The following is a 19,957-nucleotide window of genomic DNA, read 5'->3' as shown; positions in this document are numbered from 1 at the left end:
CGGCCGCCGGCTCGGACCGCCCGGAGGGGGCGGTCCGATCCGATTCAGCTCCGGGCGGCGGCGGTGGAAGCCGCGCCCACCTGCTTGCCCGCGAGGGCATCCAGGCCGAGCATCGCCAGCAGCGATACGCAATCTTCCGCGTCGTTGGAATGCGACGCGACCGTGCGGGCGGCGACCGCGCACTGCCGCGCGTTCTCCGCCTTCTCCGCAGAGCGCGCCTCAGCGAATTCGCTCTGCTCGTGGACGAGGGTGATGTGCCGTTCGGTGGACATATAGCTCCCTAGGATCGAGTCGAAGCCTACGCCCCCAATCGTTATCTTCGGCCCCGAACCCACCGAACCTCGCGCTTGCGGACCCCGGTGCGCGGGCCCTCCGGTGAGGTGTGCATCACGTCCGCTCATGACGCTGACCGGGCGATCCTCGATGGCGTCCGCGCCACCCGAAAGCCCCGGAATTCCGGTCACGAATCGGTGTCAAGCGACCTGTGTCCGGGCCGCCCGCAGCAGTCGCAGCTGACCGATCTCGGCCACGTTCTTCATCAGTTCCGCATCGACCCAGGAGACCAGATGAGCGTTCGTCAGCCCGGCATCGGCCGGCCACGGGTAGGCCGAGGGCGCGTCCAGGTCGGTGTCGTCGAGCGCGTCGAGGATCGCGATCCAGTCCGTGCGCAGCCGACGCAGCCAGGCGATCGTCGGCGCTCCCGGTCCGGGCCACCCGATGTCGGTCCGCTGCCGCGGTGGTCGGCCGGCCAGATGGTCGGTGGCCACGCTCCACCACCAACCGATGTGCCAGCTCAGCCACGCGATCGTCGGGACCGGGATCGGGTCGGGTTCGGTGTCGGCCCAGTCCGCGACCCATCCGCCGGTGTCGTCCGGCCGCAGCGTCCAGCACAGTTCGGCCGGCTCCCAGCGGAAGTCCGCCGCCGACAACCGGTCGAGATGGAACTCGAGCAGCGACCAGGTCAGGTCGAACTGCCAGCGCACCAGCTCATTCCGCGAGGAAGACACGCCGCGCATCGTGTCACGGCGACGGCGGGACCGACACCGAATTTCGGCGGCTCAGTCGAGCAGGTCGCGGACCACGCCGTCGGCGAGCAGACGGCCGCGGTCGGTGAGGACGAGGTGCTCGCCGGTGATCTCGGCGAGGCCGTCGGCGAGGATGCGGTCCAGCGCGGTCCGGGCCGTGGGCGCGAGAGTGGCCAGCGGCAGGCCGGTCCGGAGGCGGACGGTGAGCATGAGGTGTTCGGTGTAGCGCTCGTCGTCGGTGAGCGCTTCCCAGCCCGCGGCGGGCAGGCCGCCGAGCGCGACGCGGTCGGCGTAGCGGGCGGGGTGCTTGATGTTCCACCAGCGGACGCCGCCCACATGGCTGTGCGCGCCGGGGCCGGCGCCGAGCCAGTCGCCGCCGTCCCAGTAGCCGAGGTTGTGCCGGCAGCGGGCATCGTCGTCGGCGGCCCAGTTGGAGACCTCGTACCAGGACAGGCCCGCGTCGGCGAGGCGGGCGTCGATGCGTTCGTACCGGGTGGCCAGCACGTCCTCGTCGGGGGAGGGCAGTTCGCCGCGGCGGACCTTGCGCGCCAAGGCGGTGCCGTCCTCGACGATCAGGGAGTAGGCGGAGACGTGGTCGACCCCGGCGGCCAGCACGGCGTCGAGGCTCGCGTCCAGATCAGCGTCGGTCTCGCCGGGCGTGCCGTAGATGAGGTCGAGGTTGACGTGGTCGAACCCGGCAGCCCTGGCTTCCTTCGCCGCCGCGACCGCGCGGCCGGGGGTGTGGGTGCGGTCCAGGATCTTCAGCACGTGCTGGGCGGCGGACTGCATTCCCAGCGACACCCGGGTGTAGCCGGCGGCCCGGATGCGCTCGAAGAACTCCGGCGAGGTGGACTCCGGGTTGGATTCGGTGGTCACCTCGGCGTCAGCGGCCAGGGTGAAGTTCGCGCGCACCGCGTCCAGGACCGCGGCCAGTCCGTCGCCGCCGAGCAGCGAGGGGGTGCCACCACCGACGAAGATCGTCGACACCGGCGGCGTCGCGCTCGGCAGCGCGGCGAACTCGGTCGCCGCGGTCGCGAGCTCACCGCGCAGCGCCTCGAGCCACGACTGCGGCGACGCGGAGGTGCCCAGCTCCCCCGCGGTGTAGGTGTTGAAGTCGCAGTAACCGCAGCGCGTCGCACAGAACGGCACGTGCACGTAGACCCCGAACGCGCCGCCCCCGAAATCGCGCAGCACCGGCCGATCGGCGTCGGCCGGTGTCACGCCGGGAGCCCCGGAAACAGCGCTGATAGTCACCCCTCCAGTCTGCCGGGCTCCCCTCGGACCCGGCACGCAGGGCCCGCCCCCGGCACCGGTCGACGATCAGTCGGCCACCACGGGGGTGTTCTGGTTGGCGGTGAGCACCCAGGCACCGTCCTCCTTGGTCATGACGTACAGGGGTGTGCCCTGCCCCGACAACTCCCCGTCGAGGGTGAAGTAGCGCTGCCGGATCTTGACGGCGGCGACGTCGGGCCGCAGGAACAGCACATGCTCGATCTCGTAGGTGGCCTTGCCGTGGGTGGTGGCGCCGGGCAGCACCTGGGCGGTGAACTCGGCGATGGCGGGCCTGCCGTACAGCCGCTTGCCGTGGCCGGTGGTCCAGATCGCGTCCGCCCGGAAGACGGCGGTGAACTCGTCGATCAGTTCGTTGGCCTGCGCGTGGGCGATGGTCTCGACGACAGCGGTGACGGCCGCGAGTTCGGCCTCCAGATCGACGGGGGTCTGCCCCGTCACGGTGGCATCGTTGCTCATGCGACCACTCTGCAACCTCAACGAGACTCCAGGTCAACGCGCTGTGCCGCACCGCACATCCGGGGTACACGACGAATCACGGGTCGCTTCCGGCGGGTGAACTATGACCCCCGTCACAGAACGGGACGACCGTCCAGGGAATTTCCCTCAAAAGTGCGGGAAATATCTCCTTGCGGTCGGAACGACCCGGCTGACATGGCACAATAGGCCCATGCACGCAACTGGAGTACGACTCGTGGCCCGGCGCCACGTCGACTTCCAGCGCGTCTGCAGCGCCTGTTGTCGGCCCGGTTTCCCCCGGTAGCGCAGCGGCGTCCACGCCCGGGTATCCCCCGGTGCCATCGACTTTCATCGGCCCGCTGACCACCTGACGCGAGCCAGCCCCTCGCGCCTTCAGCACGGATGTACCACCCACCCCGCAGGAGCGACCCCACATGACGTCGAGCACCGACGCCGCTTCGACCGAACAGTCGTCGCCGGCCCGCCCCGAGCGCCCGGCGGCCGAACGCCGCGTCCGGCCCGATCGGCCGCGCAGCGAAGCCCCCGTCGCGCCGCGCGAGCGCACCGGCAAGCCCGTGCGCCGCCGCTCCGAAGGCCAGTGGGCCCTCGGCTACCGCGAGCCGCTGAACCCGAACGAGCAGTCCAAGAAGGACGACAACCCGCTCAACGTGCGCGCGCGCATCGAGAACATCTACGCCAAGGGCGGCTTCGACTCGATCGACAAGGCCGATCTGCGTGGCCGCTTCCGCTGGTGGGGTCTCTACACCCAGCGCGAAGAGGGCTACGACGGCACCTGGACCGACGACGACAACATCGACATCCTCGAAGCCAAGTACTTCATGATGCGGGTGCGCTGCGATGCCGGCGCGCTCAATGTCGCCCAGCTGCGCACCATCGGCGGCATCTCCACCGAGTTCGGCCGCGACACCGCCGACCTGTCGGACCGCGAGAACGTCCAGTACCACTGGATCGAGGTCGAGAACGTCCCCGAGATCTGGCGACGGCTCGAGTCGGTCGGCCTGCACACCACCGAGGCCTGCGGTGACTGCCCCCGCGTCGTCCTCGGTTCCCCGCTGGCCGGTGAGTCGCTCGACGAGATCATCGACCCGACCTGGGCCATCGACGAGATCGTCGAGCGCTATATCGGGAAGAAGGAGTACTCCAACCTTCCCCGCAAGTTCAAGACGGCGATCTCGGGCCAGCAGGACGTGGTCCACGAGATCAACGACGTCGCCTTCGTCGGCGTGAACCACCCCGAGCACGGCCCCGGCCTCGACCTGTGGGTCGGCGGCGGCCTGTCGACCAACCCGATGCTGGCCAAGCGGGTCGGCGCGTGGGTGCCGCTCGACGAGGTGCCCGACGTGTGGGAGGCCGTGGTCTCGCTGTTCCGCGACTACGGCTACCGCCGCCTGCGCACCAAGGCCCGTCTGAAGTTCCTCATCAAGGACTGGGGCATCGAGAAGTTCCGTCAGGTACTCGAGGACGAGTACCTCGGGCGCAAGCTGATCGACGGTCCGGCCCCGGAGCAGCCCGCCAAGCCGATCGACCACGTCGGCGTGCAGAAGCTGCGCAACGGACTCAACGCCGTCGGCTTCTCCCCCATCGCCGGTCGGGTCTCGGGCACCATCCTGAGCAAGGTCGCCGACGCCGCCGAGAAGTACGGCTCGGACCGCATCCGCTTCACCCCGTACCAGAAGCTGATCATCCTCGACATCGCCGACGACCAGGTCGACGCGCTGATCGACGAGCTCGAGCCGCTGGGTCTGCAGGCCCGCCCGTCGATCTGGCGGCGCAACCTGCTCGCCTGCTCGGGCATCGAGTTCTGCAAGCTGTCCTTCGTCGAGACCCGCAAGCGCTCGCAGGTGCTCGCGCCGGAACTCGAGCAGCGCCTGGCCGACATCAACGCCGAACTCGACGTGCCGATCACCATCAACATCAACGGCTGCCCGAATTCCTGCGGCCGGTCCCAGATCGCCGACATCGGCTTCAAGGGTCAGCTCGTCGACGACGGCAACGGGAATCAGGTCGAGGGTTTCCAGGTTCACCTGGGTGGCAGCCTCGGCCTGGACTCCGGATTCGGCCGCAAGCTGCGTCAGCACAAGGTGACCAGCGTCGAGCTCGGTGACTACATCGACCGCGTCGTCCGCAACTTCGTCAAGAACCGGGAAGCCGGTGAGCGGTTCGCGGTGTGGGCCGTGCGCGCCGACGAGGCCGACCTCCGCTAGTGGATGAGGGGATCTCAACTGTGACAACGAATCTCGCCGCGAAGCTGTCCGAGGACGAGCTGCGGTCCATCGCCGAGCAAGGCGCGGCCGAGCTCGGTACCGAGGCCTCGGCCGCCGACCTGATCGCCTGGACCGACCGCACATTCGGAAACGGCTACATCGTCGCATCCAACATGCAGGACGGTGTGCTGGTGCACCTGGCCGCGCAGACCCGGCCCGGTGTCGACGTGCTGTTCCTCGACACCGGCTACCACTTCGCCGAGACCCTCGGCACCCGCGACGCGGTCGAGGCCGTGTACGGCGTGAACGTGATCAACGTGCGCCCCGAACACAGTGTCACCGAACAGGATCAGCTGCTCGGCAAGGATCTGTTCGCCCGCGACGCCGCCGAATGCTGCCGGTTGCGTAAGGTCGTTCCGCTGAAGAAGTCCCTCGCCGGCTACAACGCGTGGGTCACCGGTATCCGCCGCGTCGAGGCGCCGACCCGCGCCAACGCACCGCTGATCTCGTTCGACGAAGCCTTCGGACTGGTGAAGATCAACCCGATCGCACCGTGGTCCGACGACGAGATGCAGGCCTACATCGAGGCCAACGGCATCCTCGTCAATCCCCTGGTGGAGGAGGGTTATCCGTCCATCGGCTGCGCGCCGTGCACGCGTAAGCCCGAGCCGGGGTCCGATCCGCGCAGCGGACGCTGGGCCGGCCTCGCCAAGACCGAATGCGGATTGCACCAGTCATGACCACGTCAGCGCCCGGAGGCGGAAGCCTGCGTCACCGCGAAGGGCGCCGTGGGCATGCAGATAGGACACAGCATGACCATCACCACCACCGGGAGTGAGCCTGTGAGTACCAACACCACCGAACGCGACCTCGGCCTGACCGAGTTCGACACCCTCGCGGCGCTGGAATCCGAGGCGATCCACATCTTCCGTGAGGTCGCGGGCGAATTCGAGCGGCCGGTGATCCTGTTCTCCGGCGGCAAGGACTCGACCGTGCTGCTGCATCTGGCGCTCAAGGCCTTCTGGCCCGCGCCGCTGCCGTTCGCGCTGCTGCACGTCGACACCGGGCACAACCTGGACGAGGTGCTCGAGTTCCGCGACAAGGTGGTGGAGAAGTACGGTCTGCGCCTGCACGTGGCCTCGGTCGAGGAGTACCTGGCCGACGGCCGCCTCACCGAGCGCCCCGACGGCATCCGCAACCCGCTGCAGACCGTCCCGCTGCTCGACGCCATCACCGAGCACCGCTTCGACGCGGTCTTCGGCGGCGGCCGCCGCGACGAGGAGCGCTCGCGGGCCAAGGAGCGGATCTTCTCGCTGCGCAACGCCTTCGGCCAGTGGGACCCGAAGCGCCAGCGTCCCGAGCTGTGGAACCTCTACAACGGCAAGCACGCCCCGGGCGAGCACGTGCGGGTGTTTCCCCTGAGCAACTGGACCGAGCTCGACATCTGGCGCTACATCGCCCGCGAGGACATCGATCTGGCCAGCATCTACTACGCCCACGAGCGCCCGGTGTACCAGCGCGACGGCATGTGGATGACCCCCGGCGTCTGGGGCGGCCCGACCGAGAACGAGGTCCTCGAGACCCGCTCGGTGCGCTACCGCACCGTCGGTGACGGTTCCACCACCGGCGCCATCATCTCCGACGCCGCCGACAACGAGGCCATCCTGGCCGAGGTCGCCGCGTCCCGACTGACCGAACGTGGTGCGACCCGTGGCGACGACCGCGTGTCCGAGGCCGCCATGGAAGACCGCAAGCGAGAGGGTTATTTCTGATGTCCGACCTATTGAGGCTGGCCACCGCCGGTTCTGTCGACGACCATGGGCACAGCCACGCTGGTCGGACGGAGGCGCGACAGTGAGCGACCTACTTCGCCTGGCCACCGCCGGTTCTGTCGACGACGGCAAGTCCACCCTGGTCGGACGGCTGCTCTACGACACCAAGTCCGTGCTGGCCGATCAGATCGACGCCGTCACCCGCGCCTCGGTCGACAAGGGTCTGTCCACCCCGGACCTGTCGCTGCTCGTCGACGGCCTGCGCGCCGAGCGTGAGCAGGGCATCACCATCGACGTGGCGTACCGCTACTTCGCGACGCCCAAGCGGTCTTTCGTGCTGGCCGACACCCCCGGTCACGTGCAGTACACCCGCAACACGGTGTCCGGCGCGTCCACCGCGCAGCTGGTGATCCTGCTGGTCGACGCGCGCAAGGGCGTCATCGAGCAGACCCGTCGCCACGCCGCCGTGCTGGCGCTGCTGGGTGTGCCGAAGCTGGTGCTGGCCGTGAACAAGATCGACCTGGTCGACAATCCGGCCGAGGTGTTCGCCGCGATCTCCGCGGAGTTCAACGCGCTGACCTCGAAGCTGGGCTGGGCCGACGAGGACGTCCTCGAGATCCCGGTGTCGGCGCTGCACGGCGACAATATCGCCAGCCGCTCGGACAACACCCCGTACTACGACGGCCCGTCGCTGATCGAGCACCTGGAATCGGTACCGGTGGACGCGGATTCGACCGGAACGCACGCCCTGGGCCTGCGCTTCCCGGTGCAGTACGTGATCCGTCCGCGCACCGCCGAGTACCCCGACTACCGTGGCTACGCGGGTCAGATCGCGGCCGGTTCGGTCTCCCCCGGTGACGAGATCGTGGTGCTGCCCTCGGGCAAGCGCACCACCGTCGAGCGCATCGACACCCCCGACGGTGAACTCGCCGTCGCGCAGGTGGGCCGCAGCGTGACGCTGATCCTGGCCGACGAGGTCGACATCTCCCGCGGCGACATCATCGCCTCGGTGGCCGACGCCCCGGAGGCGATCGACACCTTCGACGCGACCGTGTGCTGGCTCGGCGACAAGTCGCTGCGCCCCGGCGCCCGGCTGCTGCTCAAGCACGGCGCCAAGACCACGCAGGCGATCGTCGGTGCGCTCGTGGAGCGCTTCGACGAGCAGACCCTGACGGCCGAGCCGAGCCCGGAGACGCTGGAGCTCAACGATATCGGCCGCGTGTCGCTGCGCCTGGCCGAGCCGATCCCGGCCGATGACTACCGCACCAACCGGCACACCGGGTCGTTCCTGCTGATCGATCCCGCCGGTGGCAACACCCTCGCCGCCGGCCTGGTCGGCGATGTGCTGACCTCGGTCGAGGTCGGTACCGCGGTCTGATGTCGCCCGTGCTCGCCCCGCTGCGTGGTGCCGTTGTGGCCCCGCGCGGCGGGAGCGAGCCCGCGCTGATCCTGGTCGCCCACGGCAGCCGTGACCCGCGTTCGGCGGCGAACGCGGCGGCCGTGCGCGATCTGGTCGCCGCGCAGCGACCGGACCTGACCGTCCGGCTCGCCTTTCTCGATCTCAACGCGCCGTCTGTCGACCAGGTCGTCGACGGGGTGGCCGCGCTGGGGTTCACCCGCGCGATCGTGGTACCGATGCTGCTGGGCAGCGCGTTCCACGCCCGCGTCGACCTGCCCGGCCTGCTCGACACGGCCCGGCGCAGGCATCCCCTGCTCCGGCTGGATCAGGCCGATGTCCTCGGCCCCGACCCCCGCCTGCTCGACGCGCTGTGCGACCGGATCATGGCGGCGATCCCCGAAGACACGGCGGGCCGGATCGGGATCGCCGTCGCCGCGGTCGGTTCCACGCGGCCCGGCGCCAACGAACGCACCGCCGACGTGGCCGCGCGGATCGCCCGGCGCACCGGCCTGCTCACCGAGATCTGCTTCGCGACCAGCGAACCCACCGTCCGCGGGGCGACCGATCGGCTGCGTGACCGTGGCGCCGAGCACGTCGTCGTCGCGCCGTGGTTCCTGGCGCCGGGCCTGCTCACCGACCGGTTGGGTACCGCCGCACCGGAATCCACCCACGCCCCGACACTCGGTACCCACCCGTCGCTCGCCGCCGTTGTGTGGGATCGCTACGACGTGACCGTCGGCGCCGAGTGGGAACTGACCGCCTGAACAACCGATCTCAGGGGTGTGATGCTCCCGGTTCGGATGCCGTCGCGACAGGGACGGGCGGGACTTCGGCGAGCGAATCCGGCAGGGCTACCGAGGCTTGACCCGGAATTTCTCCGGGAACCGACGTCGGGGTGTAGTCGATCGGAACACCGTGGCCGGGATCGACCGGGCTGTCTGGCGTCTCCGGTGGGGCAGGGATCTCGAGCGTCAGAGTCAACGGGGCCGGGGCGGCCGGGAGGCTGGGTCCTGGTGCGGCCGAATCCGGGGCGGTCGGCGAGTAGGTCACGGGGGCACTCGCCGAACTCTCGACGAAACCACTGGATTCGGTCGTGGCGGCGTACCCCGACGAGGGTCCCGGCATCGGTGAGGCCACAGAGGGATCGGCCACGGTCCGGTCCGGCTGCGCCCTGATCGATCCGATCGGCCGCATCGCGGCCCCGGCCCACAGGGTCGCCGGCAGTGCGTCGACCAGCACGGAACCCGGTATCGCGTCGACCCGCTCGCCCGGTAACGCCCGGCCGGGCACGGCGACCATCGCGCCACCCCGCCCGTCATCGGCGCGCAACAACCCCAGCGCGACCGAGAACAGCAGAGGCACGGCGACGGCGGCCGCGACGAACGCACCGCGTGACACCGGCCGGCGCACCGGAACCAGCACGGTGCCCGTCGCCGAGCGCCGGGCACCGAGCAGCGCGGCACCCCGGGCGATGGAGGTGCCCGGCTCCCGTTCGCGCACAACCGGACAGCGCAGCGCACCGGCCAGGGTGTGCGCGACGTCGTCCGGGGTTGCCGCGCCCCCGACGAGCAGCACCGCGTCGAGATGTGCGACGGAAAGCCCTGCGGTGCGCAGACATTCGTGCACGAGCGGCAGTGAATCCCGGACGAGCTGGGCACGAACCGCGATCGCGCGCCGTGGATCCGAACCCGCACCCAGGTCCATCGCACCCAGGTCCATCGCACCCGGTTCCGCCGCGCCCAGTTCCATCGCACCCGGTTCCGCCGCGCCCAGTTCCGCCGCAGCCAGTTCCGTAGCGTCCGGTTCCATCGCACCCAGTTCCCCAGCGCCCGGTTCCATCGCGCCCGCCAGGTCGTGCTCGGCGATCGCGAGCGCCGCGGCGGTCGAGCGACCACCGAAGGCGTAGGACCGGGCGGGGCGGCCGGCGATCCGGTGGCCCCGCCGGTCACGCACGACCACCGTGAGATCGAGCGAGGTCGCACCCAGGTCGTACACCAGCAGCGCCGCGACATCCGTTGCGGCATCGACGTTCTCGTCCGGCCGATCGAGCGCCGCCGCTGCCGCGATCGGCTCGGCCACCAGCGCGACCTCGCCCAGTCGCGCCCGCCCGAGTTCGCGCCGCAGCGCGGCGAGGTGTCGCTCGCTGTAAACCGCCGGGTGTGCCAACACGGTGTGCTCGGCCACCGCGCCGTGGGCGGCCATCGTCGCGCCGAGGACCCGGACGACCAGTTCTTCGGCCGGGGGCTCCTGCGGCAGCCCACCGGCGACGGTCAGATCGGCGAAACCGAGAATCCGGCCGTCATGGGAGGTGGTCCGGTCTCGCCGGACCACCGGATCGCCGCCGCCGACCGCCACGCAGACGGTATTGCGCGCACCGAGGGACACTCCCCATCCGACCACCATCGCTCACCAATCTCTCTCGGCCGACAGCGGCCGGGAACGTCTTTACCCGACCCGAAGAAATAGTTTAGCCTCCCCTAATCTCTTGTGGACACACCGGGCGGAGGCATGAATGCCGGAAAACTTGCTGGTCATTCGACCTGATGCGGCGACAGCGCCGACGGTCTGGGGCACGCTTCACACCCCGGCCCCGATGCCGCGGGGCGGCCGCTGGCCGGCGCCGGAACCCGAGCGGCCGATCGGCCTGCTCGATTCCTGGTGGCTGATCGGCGCCGCGGCACTCGGGTCGACGGCGCTGCTCGGCGGCGTCCTGTGGGTGGCCACCCACGTACACCCGGACCCCGCGCTGCATACCGCCGGGTTGTTCGTCCACCTGGCCGGCTTGACGCTCGGGTTCGGCGGGGTGCTGATCGCCGACTACCTGACCGCACTGTGGCTGACCGGGCGCAGCACCTTGGCCGAGGCGATGGCGGGCGTGTCCCGAATGCACGTGCCGATCTGGTTGGGCCTGGCGACGCTGGTCGTCAGCGGTGGCGTCCTCGAGCCCGATCTCGGTTCGCCTCCGACGCAGATCAAAATGGCGCTGACCGCGATCCTCACCGTCAACGGGCTACAAGCGACGGTGCTGAGCAAGCGCCTGGCCGAGCGGACCACCGGGCCGTTGCCGCCGCGACTGCTGGTCTGGGGCGCCGCGTCCGGTGCGATCTCCCAGATCTGCTGGTGGGGCGCCATCGCCATCGGCTTCTGGAACGCCCAGCACTGACCCGGACGCCCGGACCGGTGTGACCCAGCCCATAGGTCGTCCCTCTTCACTACATACCCCCTAGGGGTATATGTTCGTAGCAACGCACAGCGAACAGAGAGAGGCGACCACGATGACCACCAACGCCCACGCCGGACACCACACCCACGCCGGACACGCTGACGCCGCGCCCGCCGCGCACCGGAACAACCACGCGGACAACGGCATCGATACCACCGCGCACGCGGCACACCAGGGACACGGCAAGCACGCCGCCGCCGAGCCGGCCCACGCCGGCCACGGCGACGCTCACGCCGGCCACGGCGCGGGCGCGCCGGGCGGACTGCTGGTCACCCAGGACGGATACACCCTGGACCTCGACACCACGATCGCCGCGCCCGGCGGGATCGATTTCCGGTTCCGGATCCTCGGGCCGGACGGAGCGCCGGTCACCGAGTTCGACCCGATCCACGACCGCGAGCTCCATCTGATCGTCGCGCGCCGGGAACTGACCGGGTTCTGGCACGTCCATCCGGTGCGCGAGGACGACGGCACCTGGGTGATCCGCCTCGATCTCCCCGAGGCGGGCGCCTACCGCGTCTTCACCGATATCGCGCCGCGCGCGCTCGGCCGCACGATCACCCTCGGCGCCGATCTCGCGATCGCGGGTCACTATGCGCCACAGCCGGTTCCGGCGGTGGGGCGCACCGCGACGGTCGACGGGTACGAGGTCACCGTCGACGGCGACCTGCGCGCCGAGGGCGACCTGCTCACCCTGACCGTGCGCAAAGATGGTGTGCCGGTCACGGATCTGCAGCCCTACCTAGCCGCCTTCGGCCATCTGGTGATCTTGCGCGCGGGCGACCTCGCCTACGTACACGTGCACCCGAACGGTGAACCGGGCGACGGCGTCACCCCGGCCGGACCCGAGATCACCTTCCACACCGCGGTTCCCGGCCCGGGCACCTACCGCCTCTTCCTCGATTTCCGGCACGGGGAGGTGGTCCGCACCGCGGCGTTCACGCTCACCGCGGGCATCGCGACGCCGCGGCACGACCCGCACGCCGGACACGCACACCACCACTGAGCCGCCGACCGATGGCGTCGTCACCCGACCCGGGTGACGACGCCATCGGCGTTTACCGGGGCAGGCTAGGACGCGAGCAGGCGCGCGGCGATGGCGCGCGCGGCCTCGACCCGCGCCGAATCCCCGATCTGGCGCGCGATATTGGCCGCGCTCACCACCGCGTCGAGCTCGAACACCAGCTGTTCCGGATCGGCGCCGGCGAAGTCGCCGACTTCCTGCGCTTTGCGGATCTCGACCGCGAGCAACGCCAGCCACTCGTCGTGGTCAGCCACCACGGCATCGCGGACCGGCCCCTCCTTGCTGCTGTACTCCGTCAGCGTGGCGACGCGAAAACAGCCGCCGGGGAAGGGCGGATCCTCGATGTGGGCGAACCAGCGGTCGATCAGAGTGCGGATCCGGCCGACGCCGCGTGGTTCGCGCAGGCTCGGCGCGATCACCCGTTCGATGAACACGTCACGGGCGGTCGCCACGGCGGCCAGCTGTAGCGCCTCCTTGGTGCCGAACAGCGTGGCGATGCCGCTCTTGCTGATCCCGAGGTCGGTGGCGAGCATGCCGATGCTGATGCCGTCCAGCCCCTCGATGGAGGCGAGTTCGGCGGCGCGGCGCGCGATGGTCGCCCTGGCACGCGCGCCCTTGGCCAGTCGTTGGTCGCCGGACTCGGACAGCTGCGTCATGAACTCCATTGTTCCACCACCTCTTGCATGGGCGAACGATCGGTCGTACTTTTATTTACGAACGATCGTACGTTCTCATTTCTCCTCCGTGAAGGACCTTCCCCATGACCGACGTTTCTGCTCGGCCCGAAGATTCGCCGACCAGCACGACACCCGACACCGGCGCCGCGGGCCGCACCCTGGCCGTGGCGTCGGGCGCCGCCTTCATCGCCTTCATCGACCTGTCCGTGGTCAATATCGCGTTCCCGACCATCGCCACCTCCTACCCCGGCACCGCGACCAGCACGCTGACCTGGATCGTCAGCGGCTACGCGATCGCCTTCGCCGCGCTCCTGACCCCGGCGGGCCGGCTGGCCGACGTCCTCGGACGGCGCCGGATGTTCGCCCTGGCACTGGCGGGATTCGCCGTCACCTCGCTGCTGTGCGGGCTCGCGCCGAGCGCGGGCTGGCTCATCGCCGGACGCGTCCTGCAGGGCATGACGGCGGCGTTCATGGTGCCCGCCGCGCTCGCGCTGGTGCTGGCAGCCACGCCGCGCGCGAAGATCGGCTCCGCCATCGCCGTCTGGACGGCCGCGGGCGGATTCGCCGCGGTGGTCGGTCCGGCCATCGGCGGCGCGCTCGTCGAGAGCCTGGGCTGGCGTGCGATCTTCCTCGTCAACGTGCCGATCGCGCTCGCGCTGATCGTGCCCGGCCTGCGCCTGCCGAGCACCGACGATGCCCGCCGCGATACCGCCCTGCCCGATCCGCTCGGCACCCTGGCCGTCGCGCTCGGCCTCGGCGCGCTCGTCGCCGCGGTCACCGAGGGCCAGAGCTGGGGCTGGACGGCCCCGGTCACGCTCGCGGCGCTCATCGGTGGCGCCGTACTGGTGACGTTCGCGCTGGCTCGCTCGATGCGGCACCCCGATCCGGCCGTGGCCGTAACACTGTGGCGGAATCGGCAATTCGCGCTCGCCAATGCCGGCTCGCTGCTCTTCGGCGCGACCATGTTCGCCTGGCTGCTGGCCGGACCGATGTTCCTGGACGCGCTCTGGGGCTACTCGGTGCTCGAATCGGCCGCGGCGCTGACCGTCGGCGCGGCGGCGTCGATGGTGACCTCGGTGATCGTCGGCCGGATCACCGCACCGCGGGGCCAGCGCTGGGCCGGCGTGGTCGGCGCGCTGATGTACGCCGCCTCGCTGGCCTGGATGAGCACCGACGCGTTCGGCCCCGATCCCGCGCTGTGGTCGGCATGGGTACCCGCCGGACTGCTCGGCGGCGGCGGCATCGGCATCGTGGTCACGGTGCTCGGCACCGCGGCCGCGAGTTCGGTGCCCCCGCAACAGTTCGCGGCCGGGATCGGCATGAACGTGACCGCCCGGCAGGTGGGCGGCGCGCTCGGCGTGGCGGTGCTGGCCGCCGTCTTCACCGCGGTGCCCGACGACGCGGTGCGCGCCTTCCACACGGTATTCGCCGTCGGCGCGGTGATCGGGCTCGCGGTCGCACTGCTGCTCCTCGTCCCGTCGCAGGCCCGTACTACCCGTTAGGAGTCGCGAGATGTCTTTCACCACACCGTTGTCCGAGCAGTACACCGAGGCCGACGATCCGCTGTTGTTGCGCCCGGACGAAGCGGTCGAGTTGCTGCGTGCGGCCCCCTGGCAGCGCTTCGCCGTGCTGGGCGACTCGATCGCCGCGGGTACCGGCGATCCCAGCCCCGGCTACGCGGCCCGAGGCTGGGCCGACCGGGTCGCCGCCACCCTGGCGACGGTGAATCCCGCACTGGTGTACCGCAATACGGGACGGATCGGCGCGACCAGCACCCAGGTCCGGCAGCATCAGTTGCCCGAGATCCTGGAATTCGCACCGGATCTCGTGCACATCAGCTGCGGGGGCAACGACCTGTTCGAGGCGGGCGGCGACCCGGAGCGGCTGCGGAACAACCTCTCGGCGATGTTCGCCGCGCTGGCCGCGACGGGAGCGCAGCTGTCGGTGTTCACGGTGGCCGATGTGTGGGCGATCGAGCGGATGGCGCCGATGCGTCCGATGCGTCCGCGCATGGCCGAGATGAACGAGGTGGTGCGGGCGGTGGCCGCCGACTTCGACGCCGTGCTGACCGAGTTCTGGGAGCACCCGGTGCGGACGCGGCCGAGTCTGATGAGCGCCGATCTCATCCATTTCACGACGAGCGGTCACGCGGTCGTGGCGACCGAGGTGGTGCGGGCACTGGCCGCGCGGCTCGAGCGCTAGACCGTCCGTGGTGTCGGCGGCGCGTCCCGCCGGCACCACGGACGCTCAGCTGTTGCCGCGCACCAGCTCGGTGCCGAGGGCGACGAGCTCGGCCCGGACTTCCGGTGGCCCGACGACTTCGACGTCGGCGCCCCAGCCCGCCAGTTGCCGGGCGACCATCTTCGCGGTGTCGGCGGTGACGCTGGCCTGGACCCGGCCGTCGTCCACCGGCCCGAGCAGGGTGCAGTTGCGGCCCTGCTGATCGGCCAGGATCGGCGCCAGTGTCGCCGACACCAGTACCGTCGCGGCGACGGCGGCCCGCCGCTGCTCCATCCGGGTGACGATCCGCGCCCATTCGGCCGAGAGGTCGAAATCCGCGGGGCGATCGGCGGTCTCGTCGAGGACGGTGACCGCGCCGACCCGGTCCAGCCGGAAGGTCCGGCGACCACGCTCGGTGCCCGCGATCAGGTACCAGACCGTTTCCTTCTCCACCAAGCCCCACGGATGCACCACGCGGACGGTGCGCTCCCCGGCCCGCGAGTACTCCATCCGGACCTGCCGACGATCGACCACTGCCCGTTGCAGCAGGGGCAGAACCGCGGGGGGTTCGGGATCCGGTCGGCCCCAGCGGGCGGGATCGACGACGACCGCGTCGGCCGCCGCGGCCGCGTCCGCCCGGAAGGTCTGCGGCAGAGCCCGCACCAGCTTGCGCAGCGCGGACTTCACCTCCGGCGCGGCCTGCGCGGCCGGACCGGCCAGCAGGAACAGCGCCCTGGTCTCGCCCGCGGTCAGGCCGGACAGATCGGTGCGGGCACCGCCGACCAGCGACCAGCCACCGCCACGGCCCGCCTGGGGATACACCGGGATACCCGCAGCCGACAGTGCCTCCAGGTCGCGGCGGGCAGTCGCCACCGAGACCTCCAACTCGGTGGCGACCTCGGCGGCCGTCACCCGGCCACGCGCCTGCATCAACAGCAGGGTGGCCACCAATCTGTCCGCTCGCATACTCGTGATTCTGCCCAACAAAGTGCTCATTCGGTGAGCACTTTGCCTGGCAAAGTCGTTCTCACCACAACGACGACATCGGGAGCAGACATGCTGCAGGGAATGGCGACCACCACCTACTACGCCGACGACCTCACCGCCGCCAAGGACTGGTACACCGAGTTCCTCGGCCTGGCCCCGTATTACGAGGTGCCGGGCGGCTACTACGAGTTCCGGGTCGGGCCGATGCAGGCCGAGCTCGGCCTCATCAACCGCGCCTACGCGCCGGCGGGCGCTCGCAACGCACCCGGTGGCGGCGGTGTCGTGTTCTGGCATGTCGACGATCTCGCCGCCACCTTCGCCCGGCTGCTCGCGCTCGGGGCCACCGAGTACGAGCCGATCACCGAACGCGGCGAAGGCGCGGGGTTCGCGACCGCGGCGGTGCTCGATCCGTTCGGCAATGTCCTCGGGATCATGAGCAATCCGCACTTCGTCGCGATGACGGCCGCGTCGAGGGCGGCGGCCTCCGCCTAGCCCATCAGGCGGCGAACCAGCGCTCGAGGACGGTGGCGACACCGTCCTCGGTCACGTCGCCGGTCACCTCGTCGGCCAGGGCGAGCACCGAGTCCGGCGAGCCCGCCATCGCGACGGAATGCGCGGCCCAGCGCAGCATTTCGCGGTCGTTGAAGCCGTCGCCGATGGCGAGAGTGGCGTCCGGCGCGATGCCGAGCGCGAGCCGGAGTCGTTCCAGCGCCCAGCCTTTGGAGACACCCCGGCGCGATACCGTGACCCACGGCCCGAATTCGCCGTGCACCCACGAGGCGTCGGGCACCTCCAGCGAGGCGAGCAGGTGCAGCATCTCCTCGATGGTGCCGCCGGGCCACCAGCCGTTGAGTCGCGGAGTCGGTGCGCTGCCCAGCATCTGATGGTCGACGAGCAGGAACTCACCGATGGAGAACTCTCCCGGTCCGTGTCCCGTCGCCCAGGTGCCCTCCCCCACTCGCTCGGCCGCGAAGACCATGTCCGGGAACAGCGCACGCAAGGCGTGGATGGCGGGTGCCGGGTCGAACGACTGCACCGCGACCGGCTCGCCCCGCGCCACATCGATATGCACGGCGCCGTTGGAGCACAACGCGTGTCCTTCGGTGAGCCCCAGTTCCTTCAGCACCGGCCGCGTGGTCAGCAGGGTGCGCCCGGTGGTCACCACCACGTGCGCCCCCGCCGCCACCGCGGCCGCCACTGCCGCCGAGACCCGCGCGCTCACTTCGAACCCCGTCGCCAACAGGGTTCCGTCTACATCGAGCGCGATCAGTTTCGGCGCTCCCCCGAGTAATGCCATCAGCCCATTGTGCCCGCCCCCACCGACACCCACCCGAGAATTCACCAGCCCTACCAGCCACGATCAAGGGACAGGGGTGGACGGGTCAGCCCGGGGTCAGCGGCGCGAACCACCGCCGCCACCGCCGCCGCCACCACCTCCGGCGCCGCCACTCATGCCACCACCCTTGGACCCGCCGGAGGGCGCGCCGCCGCTGGAAGCACCACCGCCCGAGGCACCGCCGGACGAAGCTCCCCCGGACGAGGCTCCGCTGGAGGCCGCGCCTCCGGACGAGGCCCCGCCGCCGGACGAGGCGCCGGACCCGCCGCTCGAGGCGCCACCACCGGAAGCAGCACCGCCCGAGTCACTTCCACCGGAAGCACCCCCGCCCGAAGCACCCCCACTCGACGCGCCCCCACCCGAGGCACCCCCGCCCGAAGCACCGCCACCGGAGTCACCGCCGCCCGCGGCACCGCCACCGGACGCACCACCACCGGAGGCGCCGCTGTCGGAGCCACCGCCGGACGCACCGCCGGTGCCACCGCTGGAGGTGCCACCGGTACCGGAGCTGTCGGAGCCGCCGGTGGTTCCACCGCCGGAAGTACTGCCGCCAGTGGTGCCGCCGACGGTCGAACCGCCTTCCGTCGTCCCGCCGGTCGTGCCACCCGTGCTGCCGCCGGTCTCGGTGCCGCCGGTCGTGCCGCCGGTCGTGCCGCCGGTCGTCGCGCCACCGGAAGGCGCTGTGCCCGTGTCGGTTCCGCCGGTGGGTGCCGAGGCGCCGGTGTCGGTGGACGGCGCGGTCGTACCGCCCGGCGTCGACGGGTCGGTACCGGGAGTGGTGGCGCCAGGCGCGGCCGGTGTGCCCGGGGCAGGCACCGAGGGAGCACTGGGTCCGGAACCGGTGATGGGGCCACCTCCGGGGATATCGCTCGGCGCGGTCGGCACATTCGACGGTTGCGCGGGGGTACCGAGCCGGAAAGGCAGCGGGTTGATGAAGCGCGCCGGATCACCGTAGGTCGACCGCGCGAGAAGCGGTGAACGACACTCCTCGCTCGTGGTCTGACGGTCCGATCCGCCGCGTTCGCCGCCGTCAGCGGTCTTGCCACGGGCCGCGTTGGCGGGGGCGACGATCCTCTCGTACGCGCTCTGCGCGATGGCGGCGCCGGCCACGCGGACCCGGCCGGTGATCGGGTCGACAGCGCCGAGCAGGCTGCTGTTCTGCGCGGCGACGAGGTCGGCGCTCATGTCGTAGAGCAGGGCTTCGGCGGGCGCGCCCAGGGCCGGGAACCGGTCGAGCACCGGGGTCAGACCCGGGTCGAAGGGACTGCCGAACACCGTCATCGCCGACATGGCGAGCGCGGAAACGACCGCCGCGCTGGAGAACACGGCGACGTGCGGCGCCGAGGGACCACCCTGCTGCACCGGCGCGAAGGTCCGAGCCGCGAGCGCGGCGGCGCCTGCGGCGACCACCTGACCCGGATCGGCGACGGTGACCAACGGGACGCCGAGTTCGGCCAGCGTGCGCGCGACCTCCGGCGGCCGCGAGGCACCGCCGACCACCAGGATGCGCGAGAGATCGGCCAGGCGCAGACCTGCCGCCGCCACGGTCTTGCTGACCAGCGGGAAGGTATCGCGGATGTGTTCGGCGCGCAGCGCGTCGGTGTTCACCATCGAGGTGAGCGTCGGCGCCGCACGGCCCACCTTGCCCGACCCGGCGTAGCGGGCGACCATCTCACCGAGCGGCTTGCCGCCGAAGTCGGTGGAGCGCACCGGGGTTCCCACCATCGGATGGTGCGGCCAGTCCGGCCCGACGCGCAGCACGGTCAGGTCCAGGCTGTTCGCGCCCAGGTCGTAGACGAGCACGAAGCCCGGCGCCAGCGGACCCTGGTCGGCCTCCAGCCATTCGGCCGCGGCGACCGGCTCCGGCGCCAGGAGCACCTGACCGGCGCCCGCCAGGTGCAGCGCCTGCCCGAGCAGCGCGACCTGCTTGTCGGAATACACTGCCGGATAAGTCAATACGGCACCGGCGGCCGGTTCGGCCAGTTCGATCAGGCCGGTGACCACTGCGGCGATCAAGTTGGTCGCCGAGAAGAAGCGACCACCGATCACCATCGGCTCCGGCTCGCGGCTCAGGTCCGCGAAATCGGTGATCGCCGAAGCGAATTCATTGATGGCTCCGATGCGGGGCCGACCCGCGTCGTCGAAGGTGAGTGCGGTACGCCGTGTGCGCACCGTCGGCTTGGTCGGATCATCGGCCACCACCGCCGAAATCGCATTGACCGTACCGATGCTTAAGCCCAGACCTCTGGTCATGTATTTGCTATCCCGTCAACGCACCGTGACCACGTCCAGCACGCGAGCGCACCATGTGGCCGCGGTC

Annotated in this window: 19 protein-coding genes; 10 read left to right on the top strand and 9 right to left on the bottom strand. The window is 70.7% G+C overall.

Going from position 1 to position 19,957, the window contains the following annotated elements; translation table 11 throughout:
* Positions 1 to 44: 44 nt before the first annotated feature.
* The 4 genes from V8688_RS14860 to V8688_RS14845 all read right to left on the bottom strand — a co-directional run bounded on the left by V8688_RS14860 (position 45) and on the right by V8688_RS14845 (position 2,774).
* Positions 45 to 272: a hypothetical protein gene (locus V8688_RS14860; protein ID WP_218717366.1), complete on the bottom strand. Its 228-nt coding sequence runs from the start codon at positions 270 to 272 to the stop codon at positions 45 to 47.
* 201 nt (positions 273 to 473) lie between these two features.
* Complete coding sequence (locus V8688_RS14855) at positions 474 to 1,016, bottom strand: DinB family protein (RefSeq protein ID WP_342801040.1); 543 nt, start codon at positions 1,014 to 1,016, stop codon at positions 474 to 476.
* 42 nt (positions 1,017 to 1,058) lie between these two features.
* Positions 1,059 to 2,246: a radical SAM family heme chaperone HemW gene (hemW, locus tag V8688_RS14850; RefSeq protein ID WP_342801047.1), complete on the bottom strand. Its 1,188-nt coding sequence runs from the start codon at positions 2,244 to 2,246 to the stop codon at positions 1,059 to 1,061.
* A 99-nt stretch (positions 2,247 to 2,345) separates the two neighbouring features.
* Positions 2,346 to 2,774 (bottom strand): SgcJ/EcaC family oxidoreductase, encoded by a 429-nt coding sequence (locus tag V8688_RS14845; RefSeq protein ID WP_342801039.1) that lies wholly within the window; start codon positions 2,772 to 2,774, stop codon positions 2,346 to 2,348.
* 434 nt (positions 2,775 to 3,208) lie between these two features.
* Here V8688_RS14845 and V8688_RS14840 point away from each other — a divergent pair, with 434 nt between their 5' ends.
* The 5 genes from V8688_RS14840 to V8688_RS14820 all read left to right on the top strand — a co-directional run bounded on the left by V8688_RS14840 (position 3,209) and on the right by V8688_RS14820 (position 8,934).
* Entirely contained in the window at positions 3,209 to 4,999 is a 1,791-nt protein-coding gene (locus V8688_RS14840) for a nitrite/sulfite reductase (RefSeq protein WP_255587401.1), read from the top strand.
* Between the two features lie 20 nt (positions 5,000 to 5,019).
* The gene (locus tag V8688_RS14835; protein ID WP_218717370.1) at positions 5,020 to 5,739 is read left to right on the top strand and encodes a phosphoadenylyl-sulfate reductase; all 720 of its coding nucleotides are present in this window, start codon (positions 5,020 to 5,022) and stop codon (positions 5,737 to 5,739) included.
* A gap of 72 nt (positions 5,740 to 5,811) precedes the next feature.
* Positions 5,812 to 6,771 (top strand): sulfate adenylyltransferase subunit CysD, encoded by a 960-nt coding sequence (gene cysD / locus V8688_RS14830; protein WP_255587402.1) that lies wholly within the window; start codon positions 5,812 to 5,814, stop codon positions 6,769 to 6,771.
* An 82-nt stretch (positions 6,772 to 6,853) separates the two neighbouring features.
* Positions 6,854 to 8,149 (top strand): GTP-binding protein, encoded by a 1,296-nt coding sequence (locus V8688_RS14825; protein ID WP_218717371.1) that lies wholly within the window; start codon positions 6,854 to 6,856, stop codon positions 8,147 to 8,149.
* Complete coding sequence (locus tag V8688_RS14820) at positions 8,149 to 8,934, top strand: sirohydrochlorin chelatase (RefSeq protein WP_342801038.1); 786 nt, start codon at positions 8,149 to 8,151, stop codon at positions 8,932 to 8,934. Before V8688_RS14825 ends, V8688_RS14820 begins: the two co-directional genes overlap by 1 nt.
* A 10-nt stretch (positions 8,935 to 8,944) precedes the next feature.
* Here V8688_RS14820 and V8688_RS14815 read toward each other — a convergent pair whose 3' ends face one another.
* Positions 8,945 to 10,555, bottom strand: coding sequence for a hypothetical protein (locus V8688_RS14815; protein WP_342801037.1), 1,611 nt, complete (start codon positions 10,553 to 10,555; stop codon positions 8,945 to 8,947).
* Positions 10,556 to 10,763: 208 nt separating this feature from the next.
* On the opposite strand from V8688_RS14815, the gene V8688_RS14810 reads away from it, so the two are divergent.
* Positions 10,764 to 11,333 (top strand): hypothetical protein, encoded by a 570-nt coding sequence (locus V8688_RS14810; RefSeq protein WP_342801036.1) that lies wholly within the window; start codon positions 10,764 to 10,766, stop codon positions 11,331 to 11,333.
* A 112-nt stretch (positions 11,334 to 11,445) separates the two neighbouring features.
* Positions 11,446 to 12,399, top strand: a complete 954-nt coding sequence (locus tag V8688_RS14805) for a hypothetical protein (protein WP_342801035.1) — start codon at positions 11,446 to 11,448, stop codon at positions 12,397 to 12,399.
* Between the two features lie 65 nt (positions 12,400 to 12,464).
* Here V8688_RS14805 and V8688_RS14800 read toward each other — a convergent pair whose 3' ends face one another.
* A complete protein-coding gene (locus tag V8688_RS14800) occupies positions 12,465 to 13,073 on the bottom strand; it encodes a TetR/AcrR family transcriptional regulator (protein ID WP_316573900.1) in 609 nt (202 codons plus the stop codon).
* A 104-nt stretch (positions 13,074 to 13,177) separates the two neighbouring features.
* On the opposite strand from V8688_RS14800, the gene V8688_RS14795 reads away from it, so the two are divergent.
* Positions 13,178 to 14,596, top strand: coding sequence for an MFS transporter (locus tag V8688_RS14795; protein WP_218717377.1), 1,419 nt, complete (start codon positions 13,178 to 13,180; stop codon positions 14,594 to 14,596).
* 10 nt (positions 14,597 to 14,606) lie between these two features.
* A complete protein-coding gene (locus V8688_RS14790) occupies positions 14,607 to 15,296 on the top strand; it encodes an SGNH/GDSL hydrolase family protein (RefSeq protein ID WP_218717378.1) in 690 nt (229 codons plus the stop codon).
* Between the two features lie 45 nt (positions 15,297 to 15,341).
* Here the strand turns inward: V8688_RS14790 and V8688_RS14785 are convergent, their stop codons facing one another.
* A complete protein-coding gene (locus tag V8688_RS14785) occupies positions 15,342 to 16,280 on the bottom strand; it encodes a YafY family protein (protein ID WP_218717379.1) in 939 nt (312 codons plus the stop codon).
* Between the two features lie 90 nt (positions 16,281 to 16,370).
* On the opposite strand from V8688_RS14785, the gene V8688_RS14780 reads away from it, so the two are divergent.
* On the top strand, positions 16,371 to 16,793 hold the full coding sequence (locus tag V8688_RS14780) for a VOC family protein (RefSeq protein ID WP_218717380.1): 423 nt from the start codon (positions 16,371 to 16,373) through the stop codon (positions 16,791 to 16,793).
* Positions 16,794 to 16,797: 4 nt separating this feature from the next.
* Here V8688_RS14780 and V8688_RS14775 read toward each other — a convergent pair whose 3' ends face one another.
* A complete protein-coding gene (locus tag V8688_RS14775) occupies positions 16,798 to 17,598 on the bottom strand; it encodes an HAD hydrolase family protein (protein WP_218717381.1) in 801 nt (266 codons plus the stop codon).
* 96 nt (positions 17,599 to 17,694) lie between these two features.
* Positions 17,695 to 19,839 carry an Hsp70 family protein gene (locus V8688_RS14770; protein WP_342801034.1) on the bottom strand — a complete coding sequence of 715 codons (2,145 nt, stop codon included), beginning with the start codon at positions 19,837 to 19,839 and terminating at the stop codon, positions 17,695 to 17,697.
* Positions 19,840 to 19,957 lie beyond the last annotated feature (118 nt).

The sequence above is a fragment of the Nocardia sp. No.11 genome, assembly GCF_038752175.1.
Taxonomy (GTDB): domain Bacteria; phylum Actinomycetota; class Actinomycetes; order Mycobacteriales; family Mycobacteriaceae; genus Nocardia; species Nocardia canadensis.
This window is presented reverse-complemented; position numbering and strand designations above follow the sequence as displayed.

Bases quoted from the DNA above. Each gene is read 5' to 3' on its own strand.
- V8688_RS14860 (WP_218717366.1), bottom strand. From the start codon at position 272: ATGTCCACCGAACGGCACATCACCCTCGTCCACGAGCAGAGCGAATTC.
- V8688_RS14855 (WP_342801040.1), bottom strand. From the start codon at position 1,016: ATGCGCGGCGTGTCTTCCTCGCGGAATGAGCTGGTGCGCTGGCAGTTC.
- V8688_RS14845 (WP_342801039.1), bottom strand. From the start codon at position 2,774: ATGAGCAACGATGCCACCGTGACGGGGCAGACCCCCGTCGATCTGGAG.
- V8688_RS14840 (WP_255587401.1), top strand. From the start codon at position 3,209: ATGACGTCGAGCACCGACGCCGCTTCGACCGAACAGTCGTCGCCGGCC.
- cysD (WP_255587402.1), top strand. From the start codon at position 5,812: ATGACCATCACCACCACCGGGAGTGAGCCTGTGAGTACCAACACCACC.
- V8688_RS14820 (WP_342801038.1), top strand. From the start codon at position 8,149: ATGTCGCCCGTGCTCGCCCCGCTGCGTGGTGCCGTTGTGGCCCCGCGC.
- V8688_RS14810 (WP_342801036.1), top strand. From the start codon at position 10,764: ATGCCGCGGGGCGGCCGCTGGCCGGCGCCGGAACCCGAGCGGCCGATC.
- V8688_RS14805 (WP_342801035.1), top strand. From the start codon at position 11,446: ATGACCACCAACGCCCACGCCGGACACCACACCCACGCCGGACACGCT.
- V8688_RS14800 (WP_316573900.1), bottom strand. From the start codon at position 13,073: ATGACGCAGCTGTCCGAGTCCGGCGACCAACGACTGGCCAAGGGCGCG.
- V8688_RS14795 (WP_218717377.1), top strand. From the start codon at position 13,178: ATGACCGACGTTTCTGCTCGGCCCGAAGATTCGCCGACCAGCACGACA.
- V8688_RS14790 (WP_218717378.1), top strand. From the start codon at position 14,607: ATGTCTTTCACCACACCGTTGTCCGAGCAGTACACCGAGGCCGACGAT.
- V8688_RS14785 (WP_218717379.1), bottom strand. From the start codon at position 16,280: ATGCGAGCGGACAGATTGGTGGCCACCCTGCTGTTGATGCAGGCGCGT.
- V8688_RS14780 (WP_218717380.1), top strand. From the start codon at position 16,371: ATGCTGCAGGGAATGGCGACCACCACCTACTACGCCGACGACCTCACC.
- V8688_RS14775 (WP_218717381.1), bottom strand. From the start codon at position 17,598: ATGGCATTACTCGGGGGAGCGCCGAAACTGATCGCGCTCGATGTAGAC.